The 21,916-nt window shown below is 74.0% G+C and carries 18 protein-coding genes; 1 reads left to right on the top strand and 17 read right to left on the bottom strand.

Translation table 11 applies throughout. From position 1 onward, the window contains the following. Positions 1-4: 4 nt before the first annotated feature. The 16 genes from ACQPYX_RS11390 to ACQPYX_RS11315 form a co-directional block, all read right to left on the bottom strand. Positions 5-2,152, bottom strand: coding sequence for a DUF222 domain-containing protein (locus ACQPYX_RS11390; protein WP_433803019.1), 2,148 nt, complete (start codon positions 2,150-2,152; stop codon positions 5-7). A 96-nt stretch (positions 2,153-2,248) separates the two neighbouring features. Beyond that, a complete protein-coding gene (gene ltrA, locus ACQPYX_RS11385; RefSeq protein WP_433798656.1) occupies positions 2,249-3,511 on the bottom strand; it encodes a group II intron reverse transcriptase/maturase in 1,263 nt (420 codons plus the stop codon). A gap of 660 nt (positions 3,512-4,171) precedes the next feature. Beyond that, positions 4,172-5,683, bottom strand: a complete 1,512-nt coding sequence (locus ACQPYX_RS11380; RefSeq protein WP_433803018.1) for a hypothetical protein — start codon at positions 5,681-5,683, stop codon at positions 4,172-4,174. Then, positions 5,680-6,372 carry a hypothetical protein gene (locus tag ACQPYX_RS11375; RefSeq protein ID WP_433803017.1) on the bottom strand — a complete coding sequence of 231 codons (693 nt, stop codon included), beginning with the start codon at positions 6,370-6,372 and terminating at the stop codon, positions 5,680-5,682. Before ACQPYX_RS11375 ends, ACQPYX_RS11380 begins: the two co-directional genes overlap by 4 nt. 8 nt (positions 6,373-6,380) lie before the next feature. Further along, positions 6,381-7,949, bottom strand: a complete 1,569-nt coding sequence (locus ACQPYX_RS11370; protein WP_433803016.1) for a polysaccharide biosynthesis tyrosine autokinase — start codon at positions 7,947-7,949, stop codon at positions 6,381-6,383. After that, positions 7,946-9,349, bottom strand: coding sequence for an O-antigen ligase family protein (locus tag ACQPYX_RS11365; protein WP_433803015.1), 1,404 nt, complete (start codon positions 9,347-9,349; stop codon positions 7,946-7,948). The genes ACQPYX_RS11370 and ACQPYX_RS11365 overlap by 4 nt, the downstream gene beginning before the upstream one ends. Before the next feature lie 65 nt (positions 9,350-9,414). Beyond that, positions 9,415-10,623: a hypothetical protein gene (locus ACQPYX_RS11360; protein ID WP_433803014.1), complete on the bottom strand. Its 1,209-nt coding sequence runs from the start codon at positions 10,621-10,623 to the stop codon at positions 9,415-9,417. Continuing rightward, a complete protein-coding gene (locus ACQPYX_RS11355; RefSeq protein WP_433803013.1) occupies positions 10,620-11,303 on the bottom strand; it encodes an acyltransferase in 684 nt (227 codons plus the stop codon). Before ACQPYX_RS11355 ends, ACQPYX_RS11360 begins: the two co-directional genes overlap by 4 nt. Then, complete coding sequence (locus ACQPYX_RS11350) at positions 11,300-12,049, bottom strand: methyltransferase domain-containing protein (protein WP_433803012.1); 750 nt, start codon at positions 12,047-12,049, stop codon at positions 11,300-11,302. The genes ACQPYX_RS11355 and ACQPYX_RS11350 overlap by 4 nt, the downstream gene beginning before the upstream one ends. Next, entirely contained in the window at positions 12,042-13,232 is a 1,191-nt protein-coding gene (locus tag ACQPYX_RS11345) for a glycosyltransferase family 4 protein (RefSeq protein WP_433803011.1), read from the bottom strand. Before ACQPYX_RS11345 ends, ACQPYX_RS11350 begins: the two co-directional genes overlap by 8 nt. Further along, entirely contained in the window at positions 13,229-14,530 is a 1,302-nt protein-coding gene (locus ACQPYX_RS11340; protein WP_433803010.1) for a glycosyltransferase family 4 protein, read from the bottom strand. Before ACQPYX_RS11340 ends, ACQPYX_RS11345 begins: the two co-directional genes overlap by 4 nt. A 112-nt stretch (positions 14,531-14,642) precedes the next feature. Then, a complete protein-coding gene (locus ACQPYX_RS11335; protein WP_433803009.1) occupies positions 14,643-16,055 on the bottom strand; it encodes a hypothetical protein in 1,413 nt (470 codons plus the stop codon). A 141-nt stretch (positions 16,056-16,196) separates the two neighbouring features. Beyond that, positions 16,197-17,363, bottom strand: coding sequence for a hypothetical protein (locus ACQPYX_RS11330; protein WP_433803008.1), 1,167 nt, complete (start codon positions 17,361-17,363; stop codon positions 16,197-16,199). A gap of 92 nt (positions 17,364-17,455) precedes the next feature. Further along, positions 17,456-18,670 carry a hypothetical protein gene (locus ACQPYX_RS11325; RefSeq protein WP_433803007.1) on the bottom strand — a complete coding sequence of 405 codons (1,215 nt, stop codon included), beginning with the start codon at positions 18,668-18,670 and terminating at the stop codon, positions 17,456-17,458. Positions 18,671-18,691: 21 nt separating this feature from the next. Beyond that, positions 18,692-18,988 (bottom strand): hypothetical protein, encoded by a 297-nt coding sequence (locus ACQPYX_RS11320; RefSeq protein WP_433803006.1) that lies wholly within the window; start codon positions 18,986-18,988, stop codon positions 18,692-18,694. After that, positions 18,985-19,323 carry an SAV_915 family protein gene (locus tag ACQPYX_RS11315; RefSeq protein WP_433803005.1) on the bottom strand — a complete coding sequence of 113 codons (339 nt, stop codon included), beginning with the start codon at positions 19,321-19,323 and terminating at the stop codon, positions 18,985-18,987. Before ACQPYX_RS11315 ends, ACQPYX_RS11320 begins: the two co-directional genes overlap by 4 nt. Before the next feature lie 291 nt (positions 19,324-19,614). Here ACQPYX_RS11315 and ACQPYX_RS11310 point away from each other — a divergent pair, with 291 nt between their 5' ends. After that, positions 19,615-20,325 (top strand): hypothetical protein, encoded by a 711-nt coding sequence (locus ACQPYX_RS11310; RefSeq protein ID WP_433803004.1) that lies wholly within the window; start codon positions 19,615-19,617, stop codon positions 20,323-20,325. A 64-nt stretch (positions 20,326-20,389) separates the two neighbouring features. Here ACQPYX_RS11310 and ACQPYX_RS11305 read toward each other — a convergent pair whose 3' ends face one another. Next, positions 20,390-21,754 (bottom strand): RNA polymerase sigma factor, encoded by a 1,365-nt coding sequence (locus ACQPYX_RS11305; RefSeq protein WP_433803003.1) that lies wholly within the window; start codon positions 21,752-21,754, stop codon positions 20,390-20,392. Positions 21,755-21,916 lie beyond the last annotated feature (162 nt).

Raw genomic sequence — 21,916 nt, 5'->3', positions numbered from 1 at the left:
TCGATCACGCGGCGGGGCTCACTACCTGCCAGGGGCGGTTGTGTCTGGGTTGTCGGGTGGGGTCGAGCCATGTCGGTGGGGTGAACCAGGGCAGGTGGTCGATCATGTGGACCTGCCAGCCGCCGTGGTGGACGAGGTCGTGGTGATACCGGCAGAGGCAGACGAGGTTGTCGGGCTCGGTGTGGCCGCCGTGGGCCCAGTGGATGATGTGGTGGATCTCGGAGTGCCGGGCTTTCTTGGCGCAGCCGGGGAACGCGCAGTGCCGGTCTCGTCGGACGACGGCACGGCCGGTGGCGGTGGGGATGGCCCGGGTCTTGCGGCCCACGTCGAGGACCTCACCCTTGGAGCCCAGGACCATGGGGATGAGGTCGGCGTCGCAGGCCAACCGGCGGGCGGTGTCGGGGCGGATCCAGGTGGAGTCCCCGAGCAGTGCCAGCGCTGTGCTGGTGTCGGCGAGTTGTTGGCGCAGCGTCTCGTAGTCCAGCGTCACGGTGAGGGTGACCCGTTCGCGGCCGGGTAGGGCCATGGCGTCGAAGTCCGGGGGTGTCCACGGCCGGTGCGGCGGCGGCTCGGACTCCCGCTCCGGATCAGCGTCGGGGTCTGGTGGCCCGGGGCCGAACAGTGGCGGCTCGCCGGATTTCTCGGGGTCCGGCCCGGCCGGGTCGGCAGAACCGGTGCCGGCGGCACCGGATCCAGCGCGACTCGCGGGGTCGGCCTCGTGAGCGGGCTCGGTGTCCTCGGTGTCCACCGGCTCCGGCCCGGACGGGTCGCCAGAACCGGTACCGCCAGGACCGGTGCCGGTGGCACCGGTCCCCGCGTTGCTCCCGCGGTCGGCTGCGTGCTCGTCGGGCCCGTGCTCGTCGGGCCGGTGCTCGCCGGTGGCGTCCGCCTCGGGTTCTCCAGCATCCCGGGAACCGGTGCCGGACGCACCGGTTCCGGTGCGGCTCCCGGGCTCGGCCTCGTCGGCCTTATCGGTGTCATCGGCGGGGTCGGAGTTCTCGGTGTCCTCGTCGGTGGGGTCGGGGGGCCAGGCGGTGGTGTCGAAGTCACGGTCGAGGTCGGGGAACGGCACCGCACCCGGGTGCTCGGGCTCGTTCAGCCCGGCGTGGTGACTCGCCGAGATCAGATCCAGCAGACCCGAGGCTTGGCGGGACGGCTTCGAGCGGTCGGCCTCGTCGCGCGGGTCCTGCCCCCGCGCCCCGTCCTCGGACACCGGCGCCGCCCCGGTCTCCGGATCCGCCACCACCGACGACACCGGGGCGGGGGTGGCGGCCCGGATGGCGTCCTCGAACAACGCCGCCGCCGTCGACTCCCGCAGGATCAGCTTCGCGTGCAGGTCCCCGTTGCGCCGCTTCGTGTAATGCAACTCGTTCCCGGCCGCGTGGTCGTCCTTCGGGGCCGCCCCGTCGGGATCGAGCCGGTCCGCGATCGCCCGCGCCGCCGACGCCAACCCCTTCGGCGACAACGTCGCCGCCAGCGACGCGAGTTGTTCCTCGGCGACCGCGCGGATCGCGTCGTCGAGGTCGGGGACCTTCCCGAGGCGTTCCATGGTCTTGCGGATGATCTCCACGTGGTGCTCGTCCACCAACCCGTCATCCACCACCGAAGCGGTGGCGGGCAGGTCAGCGGGGGTGGTGGCGCCGGTCGGGGTGACGGTCTCGGACAGCGCGTCGGCCTGCCGCTCCAGGGAGGTGACAGTCTTCGGGTCGATCCGGAGGTGGTCCTCGAGCAGCCGGCCCATCCGCCGATACCCGGTCTCCGCGAGCACCTCGGAACGCCGGAGCGCGCGTAGCGACCGATAGAGCCGCGCCCCGGCCAGGCGCTGCGCACGGACTGCCGCAGCCGCCTCGGCCAGCAGGGCGGCGGACTCGGGCGACAGGCCGTCGTCGCCGGACGGCTCGCCGGACGGCTCCGCGTCGGAGGACACCCCGGGCACCGCCCACCCGGGCTCAGCGGCCGGGGCAGCGGGTTCCTCGTGCTCGTACTCCGCCCACGGGAACACCGCGTCCCGCAGGACGGCGACGTTCTCGGCTTCCCAGCGGGCGACGTCCTCCTCCGCGGGCGGCACCCACGCCGGCTCCTCCGGTTCCCACGACGGCGGCGTGGGCAGCGGCAGCCCCGCTTCGGGGTCCCACCCTGCCTCGATCGCCAAGCCTCTATGAGTCGGGTGGCCCGGGGGAATCTCACCCCCGGGCTCCCACAGATCCCGGCGTGACAATCTCTTGTCACCGGGCTCTTGCCATCTTGTTCATCGGGCCGGAGGAACGCTGGCGACCCATTTCCAGTGCGCGAACAGGCGGGGATACCTTCCGATGATCCCCAGCCAGCACCGGACGGCCGCCTTCTGCGCTCGCAGTCGTTTGTATTTCTTGCGGATCCATCGCACCAGGTAGGCGTTGATGCGGGCGAACAGGCCATACAGCGCGGAGCGGTAGAACGCCCCGTAGTACTGCATCCATCCTCGCACCATCGGATTCACCCAGTGCGCGAGTTCGGAGAAACTCAGGCGTATGTGCCGGTGCAGTCGCCAGGACCGCACCTGCGCACTGATCCGTGTGAGGGCAGCCTTGCTGATCGCGGGAAGGAACCCAGAGAAGGTCCGCCCGCCGCGACCTTTGGCTTCGCGTTGACGGAAGGTGAACCCCAGGAACGTGAACGACGTATGCTCCGCGGAGCGACGCCGGTTCCCGTCCTGGCAGTAAACGATCCGTGTCTTGTCGGGATGCAGACGCAACCCGACCTGTTCCATGCGCTCGCCGATCGCCGCGACCATTGTCTCGGCTTGCTCGCGGCTCGTGCAGTGCACGACCGCGTCATCGACGTAGCGCTCGAAGGAGATACCGGGAAAGGCCCGGTCCATCCACGTGTCGAACGCGTAGTGCAGGAACATGTTCGCGAGCACCGGTGACACCGGCGACCCTTGCGGCGTTCCACGGTCGCGAGCGACGAGGTCACCGTCACGAGTCTGAATGGGTGCTTGCAGCCAACGCGTGACATACAGGACGACCCATCGCTGGTCGGTGTGCGCCTCGACCGCCTTGATGACGAGGTCCCACGGGACGCTGTCGAAGAACTTCTGGATGTCCAGATCGATCACCCAGTCGGTCTTCCAGCAGCGCTTCCTGCAGGTCTCGACCGCATCGAGGGCCGAGCGGCGCGGGCGGTAGCCGTAGGAGTCCGGGTGGAAGATCGGTTCGACCGACTTCTCCAGCCTCCGTGCCACCACAGTTTGCGCCACCCGGTCCGCCACGGTCGGAATACCCAGGACCCGTGTCCCGTCGCCGTGAGCTTTCGGGATTTCCACCGCCAGCACCGGCGAAGGTAGATAGCTACCCGAGGACATCCGATTCCAGATCTTGTAGAGGTTTCCCCGCAGATCCTTCTCGAACTCCTCGACCGAGCAGCCATCCACCCCCGCTGCACCCTTATTGGATCGCACCTGCTCCCAGGCCTGTTGCACCTCCCACTTCGAAATGACGAACGACTTGCCCGAGGACTTCAGTTCGCTCACTGCGATTCCTCCCGGCTAGATTCCGGTTGATCGAACGAACAAATCACAGATGGCCCGACCCCTTCGCTCCACTCCCACCGCGTCAAGCAGGAGATTCACAGCTACTACGAGTCGGTCCGCCGGCGCCCACCGCATCGGTACTCAGTCCCTCCCGGTTTCAGTCGGTCGGGATTCTCCCTCTCGCCACCGCAGAGATGGCAGTATCGGTGCACGCCTTCCCACGTTCCCCACCGGAGCAGCAGACCGGGCTCACGCCGCCTACATGCCGGGCACCGACTGGCCAATAAACGGGCTCCCGCCAGCCTCATCCCAGGATTGTTCGAACGTCCCGGTTCTGATGCCATCCACACTAATTACGACACTTCACAGGCTACGACGCAGCGTCTTCCCGATCCCCACCTGACACCTCACACGGTGCCTTTTCCCACATCGCTCACCACGACAGTCTTCAGCTAACGCAGCAGTGGGCGGTTTGGAGCCTCCCCCGTAGGTCGACTCCGAAGGGCCACAACCTTCATCTCCGATGGAGCAACACAAGAAACAGGACTCCGCCTACATCAGAGCCTCCTTCTTGTGCGCGTGGCACACTCGAACACCAGTTCGAATAAGACAAGCCGCACTCAGAGCAACTTCATGATCGCGAACGGAGCAACGCGCAGCTCAAGGACCCAGGTCCCACACCACCAGGTCGATCGCTCCCCGCACGTCGCCGCGGTAGACGATCGGACGCCCACACAGGTCGAGATCGAGCTTCGGTCCGTTGCCGAACCACGGCTCGGCCGGACGACACGAGAACGGCTCCCCCGGGTGCAGCAGCCGCGCGTAGTACCGCACCCCGAGCGAGTGCAGGTACGCCGAACCCTGTCCGTCGGACAGGGCTTCGAGGTACCGAGGTGACCCGACGAGGCCCTCGAGCTGGACCACCGGGTGCTGCGTCGATGCGGCGAACGACCCCGCCCAGTCCCCCATCGCGAGCACCGACCCCGGCGGCAGCGTCCGGTCCGCCCACTGCCCGGCGTCGATGTCGCGGGTGTAGGGCGACGACGACGGGTCGCGCGGCAGCACCTGCACCGCCTCCTTGCCCGCGAACACGACCAGCACGAGCACGGCCAGCGCGACCACCACCGACGGAGCGGACCGCACCGACGACAGCCGCCCACCGATCACCGCCGCCGAGAGCACCAGCGCGACCGTGCCGGTCGAGAAGTACCAGCTCTGCAGCTCCCAGCCCGGCGTGGTCACGACATACCAGGCGACCTGGATCAGCTGGGCCAGCACGAGCAGGACGATCAGCACCCGCCGGTCGACCGACGCCCAGCGGTACGCCACCGCCGCCAGCACCAGCACGGTGAGCCCGAAGCACATCGGCACCGGTCCCAGCGACCCGTAGAGCAGGAACTGCCCCACCGCCGCCCAGTTCGTCCCCGTCCCGAGCTGCTTGGCCACGCCGCTCACCGGCAGCGCCGTCCCGAGCAGCGCGACGTTCACCGCCGCGTACGCGGCCAGGGAGACAGCGGTGGGCAGGACCACAGTCGCAACGAGCCGCACGGAGCGCCACCGCCACCACCCGACGACCGCGACCAGTCCCGCGAGCACCGCACAGTCCAGGCGCCCCAGGGCCAGCAGGGCGAGCAGGACGCCGAGAACCCGCACCGACCCGACGTCGGGAACGGCCCGGAGGAGCCGACGACGGAGCACGAGATCGACCAGCGCCAGCAGCAGCACCGCCACCAGCGCGTTCTCGCACCCGCCCCACCACCGCGCGTGCGGCAGGAGGACCACCAGCGCGGCCAGGGCCGGGACGGACCCGCCGGAGATCCGCCACACCAGCCACAGCGCCACCGCCCAGAGCGCGACGAGCAGCACCATGACGATCACGAACGCGCCGCCCCGGTCCACCCCGAACACCCGGAACAGGCCGGTGAGCAGCAGGAACCACAAGGGCTGGTAGCCGTTGGTGGGCTGGAGCCCGTCGAACGTCGAGCCGTCCCCGGCGGCGGCGTGCAGGGCGGTGAGGACGTAGTAGTGGACGTCGTCGGAGCCGAAGGCGAGCAGCCGCCACGGGTCGGGTGTCAGCACCACCGTCACCAGCTTGACCGCGCCGAGCACCACACCCGCCGCCCAGTAGATCGCCGCGGCGGCCGACACCCGCGCCGCGGGCGGCGCGATCACCCCGCCCACGTCGCGTACATCCGGACGTCGGAGGAGTTCGGGGTGAGCTTGAAGAACTCCCAGGTCGCGAGCGAGCCGGCGACGACGGCGAAGCGGGGGTCGTCGACCCGGCGGACCGTCCCGTCGGGGACCGCGATCCAGGCGGTGGTGCCCGCGAGCCGGACCTCGCCCTGCACCGGGGTGCCGTCGAGCGGGACGGGCGCGGAGTAGAAGTCGCGCGCGACCTCGTCGACGGCGCCGTTCGTGATCACCCCGAGGATCCAGCGGTCGGAGGTCAACGACAGGTGCAGGTTGGCGCGCGGCGGCTGCTCGGGGGTGAAGGCCACGAGCGCGAGCGCGCCGCCGGCGTCGCCCGGGCCGAAGCCGAACCGGGCCCCGAGCCGGTGCAGCGGTGAGTCGAGCTGCTGCCCGACGTAGATCGCCCCCGGCTTGCGCGGCATGTTCCCGACGAGGGCCCCGTCGGACACCGAGGGCCGCTGCGGCGCCCCGGAGAGCACCACCGAGAACGGCACCCCCTCGTCGCCGGCCGCGGGCATCGGTCCGTCGGCGCGGTTGCTCCACACCGTCGACACCCGGTTCCCGACGACGGGGAGCGCGGCCGGGTCCGCCGTCTCGCCCCGCGAGCCGCAGCCGGTGAGCAGCGCCGCTCCCCCGGCCAGGCCGAGGGCGAGGGCCGCACGGCGGGACATCGCCGGGCTCATCCGTCGTCGCGCCGGCGACCGGGGACGACGTGGACGGTGCGCGGCACCGTGCCCGCGGGCGGGACGTAGGTCCCCCGCGTCACCGGGTCCTCCCCCGGACCGGTCCAGCGCGGCGTCCCGACGGCGGGCGACTCGGGCGCACGGGTGGTCGGGGTCGTCTCGGGGCCGGTCACGACCGGCGCAGCCGGCGCGGGAGCGACCGACGGCGCCGGCGACGGAGGAGCCGCCGGCGGCGTGGGCCCGTACGTGTCGTACCCGCCGCGGGGCGCGTCGGTCATGGTCAGCACCGTGCCGTGCAGCCGGGCGCCCACGGTCTGCAGGGCCTCGACGGCTGCCGTCACCGTCGCGCGCGGGGTGGCGCCCGAGCGGCACAGGAGCACGGCCCCGTCGCACCCGGACGCGAGGATCGCGGCGTCGGCGACCGGGCCGAGCGGCGGGGCGTCGACGAGGACGACGTCGTAGTGCGCCCGCAGCGTCGCGAGCAGGTCGGCCATGGCGGCCGAGGACAGCAGCTCGCTCGGGTTGTGCGGCAGGGTCCCGGCCGCCAGCACGTCGACGCCCGGCCCCCAGGTCTGCAGCACCTGCGTGAGTTCGACCCGGCGTCCGAGCACGTCGGTGAGGCCGGACCCGGCGACGAGCCCGAGGCGGTCGGCGATCGTCGGCCGGCGCAGGTCGCCCTCGACGACCACCACGCGCGAGGTCGGCGCGAACGCGGCGGCGAGGGCGATCACCAGGGTCGTCTTGCCCTCGCCGGACTCGCTGCTGGTGACCGTGAGCAGCGCCGGCGGCCGGTCGACGTCGGCGAAGAGCAGGTTCGTCCGGATCCGGCGCACGGCCTCCCCGAACGGCCCGCTCGGCACGGCGGCGGGGGCGGCACCGCCGCGCAGGGCGCGGTCGGTCGGTACGAGACCGAGCACCCCGACGCCCGTGGCAGCGGCGAGCTCCTCCGAGGTCCGCAGCGTGGTGTCGGCGGCGCTGCGCACCACGGCGGCGGCCGCGCCGACGAGGAGGCCGAGCACGGCGCCCACGACGAGGTCGAGCGTGACCTTCGGGCTGACCGGGTCCGACGTGGGCTGCGCCTGGTCCACGACGTCCACGCTGACCGGGGCGGGCGCGCCGGGCACGCGGGGCCGCTCGAGCTGGCCGACGACCTGGATGAACCGGGTGGTCACGGCGTTGGCGAGGTCGGCGGCGCGCTGCGGGTCGTCGTCGCGCACCGTGATGCGCAGCAGCGTGCTCTCGGCGTCGGAGGCGACCGACACCTCGTCGGCGAGGTCGGCCACCGACGCGAGTCCGAACTGCTGGACGACCGGCGTGAGCACCCGCTCCGACACCAGGATCTCGGTGTAGGTCTTGACCTTCTGCTGCGAGAACAGCGTGCCCTGGTAGGCGTTCGAGGCGTTGGCGGCGGAGTCGGTCGCGGACACGTAGACGCTGGCCGTCGACGCGTACACCTTCGGGCTGAACAGCACGGCCGCCCCGGCCGCGAGCAGTCCGACGGCGAGCCCCGCCACGACGAACAGCCAGCGGCGGACGAGTGCGCGCCACAGAACGGTGAGGGTCATGCGGGTCCTCCGACGGTGCGGGCCCGCGCGGCGGCGAGTCCGGCGACGATCGCCACGGGCAGGTACAGGAAGGCGTCGGTGAGCTGGTTGACCACGGCCCCGACGAGCAGCCAGGACACGACGGACACGAGCAGGACACGGGGCAGGCCGTCGCCGACGTCGCCGAGGCGGCGGACCTCGAGCACGAAACCCAGCACGAACACCCCGAAGCCGAGCAGCAGCAGCACGCCGCCGGAGGCGAGGAGTTGCAGGTAGACGTTGTGCGCGTCGGCGGCCACCGGCAGGCCGAGCCCGTGCAGCGGCGAGTGCTCGACGTCGGCCAGTGCCTGGCGGGCGATGCCCTCGCGGATCGCGTTGCTCTCGTCGGCCGAGTCGGCGCCGGAGAGCCGGAGCTGCTCGGCGACGCGGTCGAGCAGGGCCGGGAACGCCGCGACGGCGACGACCGCGACCGCCACCACGCCCCCGACCAGCGGCAGCACGAGCCGTCGTCCGGCCCGCAGCGCGAGCACGGTGAGGCCCGCGCCGAGCACGGCGGAGATCAGCCCGGCCCGCGAGGCCGAGGTCACCAGGCCGCCGGCGAGGACCGTCCCGACGACGAGCCACGCCAGTCGGCGTGCCAGCGTCGGCGCCACGAGGTTTCGCCAGGTCACCACGGGGACCGCCACGGCGACGGCGAGCGCGACGTGGTTCGGCTGGATGCTGAGCCCGGCCTGCCGACCGCCGACGTCGACGATCGGCACCAGGCGGGCGCTGATCGCGGTGAGGCCGAGCTCGTCGGTGATCGCGACGGCCGCGTTCACCGCCGCCCCGAGGGCCGCGGTGATCGCGAGCAGCGGCGCGAGCCGTGGTCGGGCGGCGATCGCGAGGCAGGCCGCGACGGGCAGGGCGGCGGCCGACACCAGCCAGCGCACCAGGTTCACGACGTTGGCCAGCGCGAACGGCGGGGTCGCGGTGGCCACGGAGTCGGGCACCGGGACGAGCGTCCGGGTCGCCAGGTAGCCCGGCGACGGCGGGAAGTACCAGGCGAGCACGGCGACGAGCACCAGGACGGCGGGCAGCACCCACACCCAGCCCGGCACGTGGATGCGGCGACCGGTCGCGACGGCGACCGCGGCGAGCACGACGAGGGCCCCGGCGAGTGCGGGCTGCGCGACCGACAGCCCGACCCCGGACAGCCCGTTCCACGTCGCGGTCAGCGCCGCGAGCAGGAGCAGCCCGACGCCGAGGTCCTCCACGCCGCGCACCGCGACGACCCCGAGCACCACGGCCATCGCCGCCACGACCGGCACCGACCGCGACACCGGCACCAGCCCACGTGCGTCGGCGAGCAGCACCCCGACGACGAGCGCCGCGGCGACCACGACGATCGTCGCGAGCACCCGGGCGTCCGGTCGCTCCATCCGCGTGAGGGGACGATCCGCCCGCCCCGGCATCGTGAGGGTTCCCCTCACGCCGAGCTGGGCCGTCACGCGGCCACCACGGAGGTCCCGACGACGGGTCGCTCGAGCCGGAGCGCGCGGGCCACGATGGCGACGAGGGCGATCACGGTCGCGACCGTCATGCCCCACGCCAGGCCCACCACTCCGCCGAGCGCGAGCCCGATCCCGGCGCAGCCCAGGAGCGAGCCGGCCTGGACGAGCTGCTGCGCGAACAGCGCCCGGCCCTGCCGGAACCCGCGGATCTGCGCCTGGAACGGCACGGTCAGCGCGCCGATCGCGGTCTGCAGGGCGATCGGGACGACGAGCACGGCGTAGTCGGTGTAGCGCGGGAAGAAGGTCGAGAGCAGCACGTCGCGCAGCGGGATCGCGAGCAGCGCCAGCACCCCGATCAGCGCCATCGCCTTCAGCGCCGTCCCGCGGGCGCGGCGCAGCCCGACGAGGTCGCCCGCCGCCGAGCACGCCGCCATCGGCGGGACCAGCAGCACCAGCAGTGCGGCCATCAGCGTGATCGCCGGCTGGAACACCATGAGCTGCACGGCGCGCAGCCCGGCCGTGTCGACGGCGAGCAGCACCGCCCCGGCGAGCAGCAGCACGAGGTAGATCTGCACCTGGCCGAGCACCGAGGTCGCGGTGAACCACCCGGAGAGGTAGCGCGACTCGGCCCACCACACGCGCGGCGCCCCGAACCGTTCCGGCGCCACCACGACGAACGCGACGACCGCCGCCACCGCGCCCAGCCCCCACGCCGCGGCGAGCCAGCCGATCGACCACGACCCCCACGCCAGCACCCCGCCGAGCACCGCGAGCTGCACGACCACCCACACCGTGTCGACCACGAGCGCCCGCCCGGTGTCGCGGCGCGCCAGCAGCACGTAGCGCGCGGCGTCGGCGACGAGCGCGGCCGGCATCCACCCGGCGAACACCAGCAGCGCCGTGAACCACGCGCCGCCCGCCGCGCACACCAGCGCCGACGCCACACCGAGCACGAGGGCGAGGGAGAGCGCGGAGGCGCCCAGGCGTCGTCGTCGGGACGGATCGGTGGTGGGCAGGTGCGCGAGCAGGGGCTCGCCGACGACCGCGCGGGTCCCGGCGAGCAGGACCGTCACCACCGCGTAGGCCAGCACGAACGCCCCGAAGTCGACGGGGACGAGCACGAGTGAGGCGAGGAACGCGGTGAGGTAGTTGGACCCGGAGCTGACGACCTGGTCGGCGACGCCGAGCGCGGACCGCCTCACCAGGCGCCCGGCGCGCCGTCACGCGGGCGGTTGAAGTACCCCCAGGTCAGGTCGGTCTCGCGCAGCGGTCGGGCCGGGACGCCGCCGAAGAGCTGGTGCCCGACGAGCTTGCCGTTGACCACCGAGCCCGCCGCGACGATCGAGCAGCTGGGCACGATCGCACCCGGCAGCAGCGTGGACCGGCTCGCGACCAGCGACGACTCGCTGATCCGCACCGGCGCGCAGTCCTGCTTCAACGACTTCAGGTCCACCGCGTGGGTCTGGACCAGCGAGCCGAAGCCCGCCAGCGAGGCGAAGTCCTCGAGCTCGACGAGGTCGCAGGCGTCGATGAAGTGCAGCATCGTGATCAGCGCCTTGTGGCCCATGATCAGCGCGGGGCGCCGCTCGACGTCACGGAAGTAGCCCTTGTCCGCGCGCACCGAGTTGATCCAGACGAGCATCTGGATGATCGACCAGTCGCCCAGCCGGACCTCCTCGCAGCCGCGCAGGATGACGAGGTGCCCGATGCGGGCGCCCTGCCCCATCTCGAGGACGTCGACGTCGATCAGGGCGTGGCCGATCGACGCCGTGGGGTGCAGGCGGTACCCGAGCAGGCGCGTGTGCACGAACCGGCGCAGCGGCCCCGGCAGGAACACGGCCAGCAGGGCGACCAGGGAGCGGAGCCGGCGCGAGCGGATCATGACGAGGCCTCCGGGGCGATCCAGGGATGCGGGGCGGCCCGGTCCTTGCGGATCGTGAAGCCGAAGATGTTGCCCTGCCGGCGGGCGAGGGTGTTCAGACCGCCGTTGAGCAGCCCGATCACCCGCTCCCGGCCGCCGATCGCGGCCCGGACGGACGCGGTCAGCGCCCGGTCGGACCCGATGAGCCAGCGGGCGTGGAACTCGATGGGCACCGCGTGCCCCGGGTCGAACGTCGCGACGGTCTTGCGCACCTCGCGGCGGGTCCAGCGGTAGACGTGGTTCGGCACGCCGGTGCCGTCCACGCCCCCGGTGGTGCCGCCACCGTCGGCGACCGCCGCGTGCTCGTAGACCCCGGCGAGCCCGAGCGCGCACGCCGCACGCATGAGCGGCGAGTCCTGGTTCTCCACCGCGACCACCGTGCGCCGCGCGATCCGGTACATCTCGTGCAGCGCCTGGTGCGGCCGCGAGCAGTGGTGCAGCCCGGCGTGCCCGAAGACGTGGTCGAACGAGCCGTCGTCGTAGGGCATGCGGTGGGCGTCGGCGTGCTGGCCGTCCGCGAGCCGGGAGGACGGCGAGTCGGGCGCGAGGTTGGAGAAGGTGCAGTTCACGAGCCCGAGCTCGGCGGTGATCTTCTCGTCGAACTCGCCGGCGAACTGGACGAGGACGCTGTCGGTCGCGGCCAGCACGCCGCGCTCGAGCAGGTCGGACAGGATCGCGGCGTAGGTGCCGCTACCCGCTTCAGCCACGCGCGGCCTCCCGGTACACGTCGGTGAGCGCCCGCACCCAGGCGTCGGTGGAGAAGTGCTGTTCGTAGACGGCGCGCGCCCGCGGGGAGAGCCGCGGCCGGTCGCGCGCGACATCCTTCAGCGCGACGGCGAGGTCCTCGTCAGGGACGCGGAGCGGAGCGGAGCCGGACCGCTGCTGGATCGGCCCGACGACGACGCCGGTCCCGTTCCGGGCGATGTCGTCGGCGGCCCCGTTGCCCTCGACCGCGACGACCGGCACCCCCGCGGCGAGCGCCTCGACGTAGGTGAGCGGCGGTCCGGCCTCGGCCCACAGGCTCGGTACGACGAGGCCGGTGTAGCTCGCGAGCCGGGCGCGGACCTCGACGTTCGACATCGCGCCGAGGAAGCGGACCTCGGGCCGGTCCGCGTGCGCGGCCCGCAGCTCCTGCTCCTGTCCGCCCGAGCCGATCACGTCCAGCTGCAGTCCGGCGGGCCACCGCGCGAGCAGTTCCGCGAGGCCCTTCTCCGCGGAGAGCCGGCCGAGGAAGACCCAGCGCGGGTCGGTCTCGTGCGCGACGGCCGAGCGGACCGGACCTAGCTCGTCGTCGGGAACGGCGTTCGGTACGACGACGAGCCGGTGCGGGTCGACCCCGACCGCGCAGTACTCGGCGGCCGCCCGCTCCGAGATCGTGATCAGCCGGTCGGCCCGGCGGACGACCGGGTGGCGCGTGGCGCCGCCGCGGGTGCTGACCGCCAGCGGCAGCGTCGCGACCCGCGACTCCTGGAAGCAGCGGTGTGTCACCGCAGCCCGCGGGGTGTGGACGCAGTCGGTGCAGCGCTTCCCGTCGCGCAGCAGCGTCCCGGCCGGGCAGATCGGCCGGAAGTTGTGCAGCGTCGCGACCAGCGGCCCCTCCCACCGGGCGAGCCAACGGGTGCCGAAGTTCGGGAAGAGGTTGTGCACGTGGACCACGTCCGGCCGGATGCGGTGCAGCATCGCTGTCGGGTCGGGCCCGAACCCGGTGACCACGGTCGCGGCGGCCTCCAGCGGGTAGGTCCGGCGGCGGCTGCGCACGTCGTTGTCCTGCGCCACGACGACGACCTCGTGGCCGGCCGCGACGAGCGCCTCCTCCTGGGCGTTCACGACGACGTTCTCGCCGCTCGGGACGTCTCTGTGGTGGAAGCTGTGGACGAGCGCGATCCTCACGCGCCCTCCCGCTCGACCGGCCGCACCGGGAGCCGGCGCAGCGTGCGGCGGCGGCGCTGCGGGATGACGGTGGCGGCGGGCAGCACGCCCGCGAGGCCCTCGACCCACGCGACGTAGGCCTCGGCGGCCGCGTCGACATGCAGGACGTCGCGGGCGAAGAGCTCACCCCGCAGGCCCGTCGCGAGGGCCTCCTCCTCGTCGTCGACGATCCCCAGCACGGCGCCGAGCAGGGCGTCCGGGTCGCTGGCGGACACGGTGATCCCACCCTCGGACGCGGCGATCTCGGCGCTCGCGGCGCTCTGCGGGCCGGTGGCACCGACCACCGGGCGGCCCGAGGCGAAGTACGACGTCAGCTTGGACGGCACGCACATCTCGGCGATCTCGGCGCGCTCGTTGAGGACGAGGACGTCGGCCGCGCGCAGAGCGGTCTCGAACTCGCCGTCGGGCAGCGGGTCGAGGAAGTCCAGGCGCTCGACGCCGCCCGCGAGGACCTCGAGGTGGCCGCGCTGGTGGCCGTCGCCGAGGAGCACGAAGCGCACCGGCAGCCCGCGGTGGTCGGCCAGGCGGGCGGCGTGCACGACGTTCTCGAGCCCCTGCTTCGCGCCCATGTTGCCCGCGTGCAGGGCGACGACCTCGTCGTCGCGCCACCCCAGGGCCCGCCGCAGCGCCACCGGGTCGCCGGTGGCGGCGCCGACGTGGGTCCAGTTGCGGATCGTCGTGATGCGGCGGTCGTCGACCCCGAGGCCCACCAGCGAGCGTCGGAAGCGCTCGTGGATCGCGACGACGCCGTCGGCAGCGCCGAGCAGGCGGCGTTCGAGAGCGGCGGTGGCAGCGGCCTCGCGGCCGGTGAGGATCCCGGCCTCGACGGCGGCGCGGCCGTAGAGATCCTGCACGACGACGCCGACCGCGGCCCCGTGCGCGCGGTGCCGCAACGCGGCCCCGACGGTGAGCAGCGCGGGGCTGACCGCGATCACGACGTCGGGGCGCGGTCCGCCGACGAGCGCCGCCTGGGTCGCGAACGCGGCCTCCATGGCGATCCGCGCCCGCCCGGTGGGCCGGTCCGGGATCGGGTGGGCGACCCGCGTGATGCGGACGTTGCCGTCGCGCTCGTGGAGGCGGTGCCGCAGGTAGCCCGGGGCCAGCGACCACTGGGGGTAGTGCGGCAGGCCGGTGACGACCTCGACCCGGTGGCCCGCGTCGGCGAGGAAGCGCGCCATCCCCGTGGTGTACGGGGCGATGCCGGTGGGCTCGGGCGCGTAGTTGAGCCCCAGGATGCGGACCTCGAGAGCGCGCGTCACGCGCTGACCTGCTCCATGCGGACTCCCATGTTCACCATATCGAGTGACCACCATTCGGGGTTACTCATCGGTTCGAAGTGACCGTCAACTTCCGGATCTTCGTGTCGGATCGTCACCGGAAGAGCGATCCGTCCACGCCGCCCTTCATCTCGGGCGGCGGGACGACGCCGTACACGGTCGCCAGCAGCGAGGGCGCGACGTCGAGGACGTGGATCTCGCGGCGGACGTCGCCGCGCCCCGTCGCCCCGATCTCGCGGTCGACGAGGATCCCCTCGGGGATGTGGTACGCCGTGTTGCTGCCGCCCATCCGCTCCCGCACGGCGAGGCCGAGCTCCCCGTAGGTCGCGCTCATCCCCTCGAGGTGGGCCGTGCGCGGGTCGTCGTCGGCGACCGCGGTGTACCGCGTGCTGAAGCCGACCGAGCGGCCCTGCTGCTCGACGCGCTCGAACAGCGGGGCGCCGCGGTGGTCGAGGACCTGCGGGAGCGCGCGGGCCGCCCGGGCGGCAGCGTCGACGGTGTCGAAGGCCAGGGAGCACATCGGGTGCATGGCCAGCTCCTGCTCCGCGGGCCCGGAGCCGAGGAACCGCGCGAGCGCGGACCCGTCGTCGAGCACGAGGAGGCCGGAGGTGTCGACGCGGTGGTCGATCGGGCCCTGACCCATGCTCGCGGCGACGACGAGCCGGTCGCCGGGGCGCAGGGCCCGCTCGACCCGCGCGAGCTGGCGGTCGGCCAGCGCCATGGCGGTGTCGCAGAAGGTGGCGTAGACCGGGTCGGGCTCGTAGTCGAACGCCGGCGCGTACTCCGGGACGGCGTCGCCCCAGTAGCGGTGCATCATCGCCGCGACGTGGTTGGTGAAGAACGCCGAGAACCGCGGCCGATGGGTGCGGTGCAGGCGCCAGTAGAGGTCGAAGGCCGGCAGCACCTGCATCATCGGGCGGGCGGCCTGGACGCGGGGTTCGCGCCGCTCCCGCACGAGGTGGGCGGCGAGCTGCACGGCGGACGCGGGCGTGAGGCCGCGCCGGACGAGGTCGAGGCCGGTGCGCACGAGGTCGCGCGCCGAGAGCGGCGCATCCGAGGAGTAGGCGTTCTCGGACGTCATCTTCAGGTTGAACCGCTGGAACGTGCCCAGCTCGGGCGGCTCGGTGGCGGCGTCGCGGGCGAACGTGTCGGGGACCGAGAAGCCGCCACTGCGGTGCCGGCGGGGCGGCCAGGTCTGCAGCAGCCCGAACGTGCCGACCCGGATGCCCGCCTCGTCCAGCGGCTCCCACAGGTCGGTGCCGCGGAACGTCGCCGGGTCCTGCCCGAGCTCGAAGCTGTTGTGGTCGGCGGCGTACATCGAGCGGTGGAACGTCGGCCAGGTCCGCCACGGGCTGAGGTGCGCGGGGTCCTCGTTGACGGTGGTCCACGTGGTGCCCTCACGCAGCAGCCGCGCGAGCGTCGAGCCGGGGTGGTCCGCGACGAAGGCGTCCACCAGCCGCCAGGGCACCTCGTTGAGCTCGTAGAGCACGACGGTCGGTTCCCGCATCCGAGGGACCCCCGATTTAGTGAATGAGCGCGCTGACGTCGGCTCGGACGCCGCGTTGATCGTTCGAACGAGTGAACCCGTTACCGGCAACTCGGGCCGCCGGGGACGCCGGTCACACCCGACCGGCCGGTAGGGTCACGGTCAGTCGTCGATCAGGGCACGTGCGCCGGAGTCGACCTCGACGCGGGCGGTCGCCTCGGACCACCGGATGCCCAGGTGCACGAATCGACCCAGGAGGTCGTCCCGGCGGAGCTCGCGCAGCGGCACCACGACCTGGCGGCCGTCGCCGTCGACCAGCTCGAGGCCCGGCCGCCACCAACGGCCGCGGGCCCTGCGGACGGCGACGAGGTCGTGGAGGTCGACCCACGAGCGTTCGTCGGCGGCCCAGTCGGCGCCCACCCCGGTGTAGGTCACGGTGGCGATCCAGGCGATGCTGCCGACGATCACCAGCAGGCACGTCCCGAGGACGAGCGTGCTCATCGTGCTGTCGAGCAGCCACCCGACGCCGAGCGTCGCGCCGACCAGGGCCGCCAGGGCGGCCACGACCAGCCCGACCACGAGCAGGCCGACGAGGCTGAACCCCGACGTCCCCGACAGCAGCGGCCCTCGCCCGGGCGGCGGGGTCTGCGGTCGGCGCGGCACCCGGGGCGCCGCGTCGGGCGCGCTCCACGGGGCGGGCGGCGGCAGGGGCTGCCCGGTCCACGGGTCGGGACGGGCGGGGAGGTGGTCGGTGGTCGCGTCCGGGCGTGGACGTCGTTCCACGTCGAGCCGCGGGCGGGCGACGAGATACGCGCCGCCCGCCACCGGGTCGTCGCCGACGACCTGCGTGGCCACCCCCGTGATCCGCACGTCGTGCACCGACCGTGACCAGCGCACGCCCAGGTGGATCAGGTCCCACATCAGCGGGTCGGCGCGCAGCTGACGGAGCTGCCGCTCGACCCGTCGTCCGGAACCGTCGACGAGGCGCAGCGCCGGCTGCCCGTAGGCGACGGTCATGCCCCGGACCTCCACGAGGTCGTAGAGGTCGACCCAGTGCGTTCCGTCGGAGAGCCAGTCCGCGCCGACGGCCAGGTACTCCCGACTCACCCCGCGACCCCACGCCGCCAGGAGCAGCACCACCACGCCGACCGCGATCCACGCGCCCACCGGGACCGACGCCGGTCGCTCGAACAGGCCGGCCGCACCCAGCACGGCCGCGACGACGACGAGCCCGCCGACGAACAGCCCGACCCCGAACGCCGTCGTCTCCGACCGCCCGGCGAGGACCGGACCACGACCCGGGGGCGGCGGCTTCGGTCGGCCCGGCATCCGTCGTGCCGGTGACGCCGCACGCGGTCCCGGGGCGGGCGGGGGTGTCGGCAAGCCCGTCCACCGGTCGGGGCGGGGCGGGAGCCCGTCGGTCACGGGACGAGGCTCTCGACGCCGGCCTCGATGTCGTCCCAGTGGTAGCCCACGGCGTACGCCGCGCCGGCCCCCGCCGCGATCGCCAGGAGGGTGACCGGGAGCGCGGCGACCGTGGCGACGCCGAGTGCCGTGACGAGCGCGGTCCCTCCCGCCGTCACCGCCCACGAGACCCCGGCGCCGACAGCGAGCGTGGTGCCCTGCTTCGCGACGGCCGAGGTCGCCGAGCGGCCCGCCGCCAGGTCGGTGGAGACCCCGACGCCGGCCGAGACGACGCTGGTGACCGGCAGTCGGGCGAGGACCGGCCTGGCGGCCGCGAGCAGCCCCGTCTCGGCCCGCTGCCCGGGCGCCCAGGTGAGGCCGTCGAGGATGCGACGGCCGACGGAGGTCTCGCTCGCCCCGCCGGTGAGGGTGCGCAGGGCGTTCGCGTTCGCCGTGCTCGCGCCCCCGGCGCGGAGTTCCTCGGCCGCGCTCGCCGCCGCCCGGCGGGCCGCCACGTCGAGCGGCACCCCGGGCGCGAGCATGATCGCCGTCATCGCCTGCCGCTGCAGCGCGGCCTTCGCCGCGACGTCCTCCCACGTGCGCGCCGCCCCGTGCAGGCCGCCGAGTGTGGAGGTGAAGCTCGAGACGACCAGCGTGACGTCCTTGATCGTCTGCACCGCCTCGTCCGTCGGCGCCCGCATTCGCGCCACGACGTCGGTCTGCGCCTCCGCGTAGCGAACGCGGGCGTCGTCGGTGATCTGGCGGGCCCGGTCGAACGCCGCCTGCTGCGCGGCCGCCGCGGCTGTCGCCTGCTGGTGGGCGGCGACCTGCTCGGCCGGGAGCAACTGCCCGACCGGCGGCGTCGGCAGCGGGCCCGGCGCGGCGACCGGGTCTCCGATCGTCTCGCCGGTGACGGGCAGACCGGCCGCCGCGGCCTCGGCCCGCGCGCGGGCCATCGTGTCGAGCACGCCCTGCACCGAGGTGGCGAACTCGTCGAGGGCCTGCGCCCCGATGCGCGCCTGCATCGACGTGGTGTCGCCGGCCGCGCCGATCCGGCCCGCCTGGTCGCGGAACGCGTCGCCGGCCGGGCCGCTCCAGCAGTCGGCGGAGTCGTTGCGGGCCCCGACGACCTCTTCCGCCGAGGTCGCGCCCGCCCGCGCGACCCCGTCGAGCCACTGCGCGGTGCCCCGGCACGACGCCGGGTCGGCGTCGACGTGGGTGTCGATCGGCACGGCTCCTCGCCCTCAGTCGCCTCAGTCGCCGAAGCCGGGGACCGAGCGGATCGCGCCCGCCGCCGACGCGTCCGACTGCCGGTAGACCTCGGCGGCCTGCCCGACCGTCTCGCCCCCGCGCTGCGCCGCCTCCGCGAACCGCGCCGCCGCCTGGGTGACCGCCTCGAGGTAGGCCAGCACCGCGCCGGTCGCGGTGCCCGCCACGGGCGTGCCCGCCCCGCTGCCCGCCGCCGTCCCCAGCACCGTCGCCGCGTTCGCCATCCGGGTGCCGACCGCCTGCACGCGGCCGGCGTCGACGTCGAAGCCCGGCGTCGTCACGCCGCCTCCCGCCGCAGGTCGAGCGGCAGCGGGAGATCGGCGCCGACCACCTGGGCGCCGCTCACGGTGAGGAGGTCCGCCACGTCGTCGGCCGCGAACACGCCGTACGGCTGCCCCGGTCCGCAGCAGCGCACCAGCGACGTGGCCGACGAGAAGACCGGCAGCGCGAGCCGTCCGTCGGTGAGCGTCCGCAGCTCCACGAGGGCCTGCGCCCCGGTCGGCACCTCGTGGACCGGGATGAACACGTGGCGACCGTCGAGGAACTCGTCGGGCTCGGGGACGACGGGCTCCGGCCCGAGCGGCGGGGCGTCGTCCGCCGCCACGACGATCTCCACGGCACGCTCCTCCCGATCCGGACTTCAAGGACGGTAACCAGATCCGCGCGTCCCGTGGGGCCGTTCCACCGATGTCCCCACACTCGTTCCGCTCGGCAGTTGATCATGCCGAGCGCGACCCCCCGGCCGACCCGGTGTCCCCTCGTCGGGGGACGACGCTGTCGTCCGCAGGACCGGCTCCTCGGGGGACGGGACGGACCCGGTCCCGGCGGCAGAGTTCTCGGTGTCAGCACGGGAAGCGCCCACCAGGACTCCTCCCCGCACCGCGTCCCTCACCCTCGGGAGCACGTCATGCGCCTCACCCGGATCGCCGCCGCCACCCTGATCGCCGGCTCGCTCACCCTCGCCGGCACCGGCGTCGCCCTGGCCGACACCGTCACCCCCGTCACCGCCACGTCCAGCACGGTCTCCGCTGCGGCCGAGCCGGGGGTGCTCACCCTGTCGGCGTCGTCGGTGAAGCCCGGCGCCCAGATCACCTTCTCCGGCACCTTCGCCGAGCCCGCCGCCTCCACCGCCACCGGCCCGATCACCGTCACCTCGTCCGCCTTCACCGGCCCGGCGACCATGTCCAAGACCGACCCGGAGGCGTTCTCCGGCTCGGCCACCATCGCCTCGAGCGCGAAGGCCGGCACCTACACCGTCACCGCGTCCTCCTCGGCCGGCACGGTGTCCAGCCGCATCACCGTCACCGGCACCGTCCCGCCGCCCGCTCCGACGCCCGCCCACCACAGCGGCACCGCGACCACCGGCACGGCAGCACACGCCGCACACCACGGCACGACCGGCACCGGGTCCACCGACTCGGCCACCGACACGACCGACGTCGTCGCGGTCACCGACCCGGCCAGCTCGGACGTGCTGCCCTGGCTCCTCGGCGGGGCGGGCGCGATCGTGCTGATCGGCGGCGGCGCCTACGCCATCGGCCGCGGCCGCCGTGGTGGCCGGGTCGTCGAGCAGGTCCGGGACGAGGAGCCTCGGACCGAGGTGATGAGCCGCCGCTGACGCCTCGACTCCCCCGCACGAACGGGCCGTTCGTCACGATCTTCCGTGACGAACGGCCCGTTCGTCAGTTCCCGGGGGCCGGCGCGAGCGTGGGCGGCGCCGTCGTGGTCTCGGCCTCGCGTGGATCGTCGGTCTGCGGCGGCTGCGCCGGATCCGGGCCGGCCGGCGGGGCGACCGGGGGACGCGGCGGCGGGGACACAGCCGTCGTCGGGATGACCGTCCCGTTCGAGGCGGCCGGAGGCGCCGCGGGAGCCGGGACCGGGCCGGGCGGGGGCGCCCCGGGCGGGGGCGGGACGGCGAAGGTGGGCATGTCGAACCCGAAGCGGGGCGGCGGTGGCGTCGTGGGCGCCGCTCCCCCGCCGGCGCCCGGGGCCGGTGCGGACGGCTGCTCCGTCACCGGCCCACCCCCGACCTCGGTGACCAGCGGTGCGCCTCCCGCCGCGAACAGCCCGGCGACCGGGACTGCCGCGGCGAGCGCCAGAGCCGCGCTGCCCGACGAGAGCCCGGCGAACAGACCGGCCCTCGCCGCGGGCGGCCACCACGCCCGGGTCCCGCGCGCGGGCACCGCCGCTGCCACGTGCTGGAGGCTGGCGGCCTTGAGCCAGCGCGGGGTCGGGAGCACCACCGGCACGGCGCCGAGCAGCGTCCGCGGGTTCACGGCGTCGGCGCGGTCGGCGGTGCAGGTCGGGCAGAGGTCGATGTGGCGGGCGGTGCGCTTGCGCCACAGGACCGTGACCTCGCCGTCCCACCCGGCGACGAGCGCGGTCAGCTCCGGGCAGCGCGACCGGCCGGCTCGCGCGCGTCGGGCGAGCAGGAGCGCGGCGAGGCTGCGTTCGAAGGTGGAGCGGGCGCGGTTGAGCAGGGTCGTGGTGTTCGTCAGGGTCAGCCCGAGGACGGCCGCGATCTCCGGACCGTCGAGCTCCTGGTGGTAGTGCAGGGCCAGGGCGGCGCGGTCGCGGTCGGCCAGCCCGCGCGACGCCTCCCCCATCAGCTCGGCGAGTTCCCGCTGCGACGCGCGGGCGGGTGGGTCGGGCGCGGCGCCGGGCCGGTCGGGCAGGTCGTCGGTGACCACCTCGCGACGGTCGGTGCGGCGTCGTCGGGAGACCTCGTGTCGGGCGATCGCGAACAGCCACGCCCGCAGCGCCGACGGGTCGCGCAGCTGGTGCAGCCGCGTCGCCGCGGTGTGGAACACCTCCTGGACGCAGTCGGCCGCGGCCTCCCGGTCGCGCAGCAGGCCGAGGCCGAAGCGGAAGAGGGCGTCGCCGTAGCGGTCGTACACGGCTGCGAGTTCGGCCGGACGTTCCCGTGCGGCCGCGACGAGCTCGGCGTCGGACCGGTGGCCCCGCGGCGTCGGGATACCGACCGGCACCGTCACCAACGGCTCGATCCACCCCAGCGGCAACGGCTGCGAATCGGTCTCCGCGCTCACCACACCCCCGTCCTCCCGAGCCCCCGGCCGCTCATCGATCACGGCGCGGTCACTGTTTCGGGCGACCGGCTCCGTCGTCGCGGACGACGACGGAGCCGGCGCCGGGACGAGGCGAGCCGGTCCCCCCGGGCCGGCCGCGCGACTCGTCCGGCCGTCAGAGGC

It is taken from the genome of Actinomycetospora sp. CA-084318 (assembly GCF_050955885.1).
In the GTDB taxonomy this organism is placed as follows: domain Bacteria; phylum Actinomycetota; class Actinomycetes; order Mycobacteriales; family Pseudonocardiaceae; genus Actinomycetospora.
Note: the sequence above shows the minus strand (reverse complement) of the source record. Positions and strands in the feature narration are given on the sequence as shown.

What these genes read in the sequence shown, in the direction of transcription:
- ACQPYX_RS11375 (WP_433803017.1), bottom strand. Translation starts at nt 6,372, where the DNA reads ATGTCCCGCCGTGCGGCCCTCGCCCTCGGCCTGGCCGGGGGAGCGGCG.
- ACQPYX_RS11370 (WP_433803016.1), bottom strand. Translation starts at nt 7,949, where the DNA reads ATGACCCTCACCGTTCTGTGGCGCGCACTCGTCCGCCGCTGGCTGTTC.
- ACQPYX_RS11365 (WP_433803015.1), bottom strand. Translation starts at nt 9,349, where the DNA reads ATGGAGCGACCGGACGCCCGGGTGCTCGCGACGATCGTCGTGGTCGCC.
- ACQPYX_RS11355 (WP_433803013.1), bottom strand. Translation starts at nt 11,303, where the DNA reads ATGATCCGCTCGCGCCGGCTCCGCTCCCTGGTCGCCCTGCTGGCCGTG.
- ACQPYX_RS11335 (WP_433803009.1), bottom strand. Translation starts at nt 16,055, where the DNA reads ATGCGGGAACCGACCGTCGTGCTCTACGAGCTCAACGAGGTGCCCTGG.
- ACQPYX_RS11330 (WP_433803008.1), bottom strand. Translation starts at nt 17,363, where the DNA reads ATGCCGGGCCGACCGAAGCCGCCGCCCCCGGGTCGTGGTCCGGTCCTC.
- ACQPYX_RS11310 (WP_433803004.1), top strand. Translation starts at nt 19,615, where the DNA reads ATGCGCCTCACCCGGATCGCCGCCGCCACCCTGATCGCCGGCTCGCTC.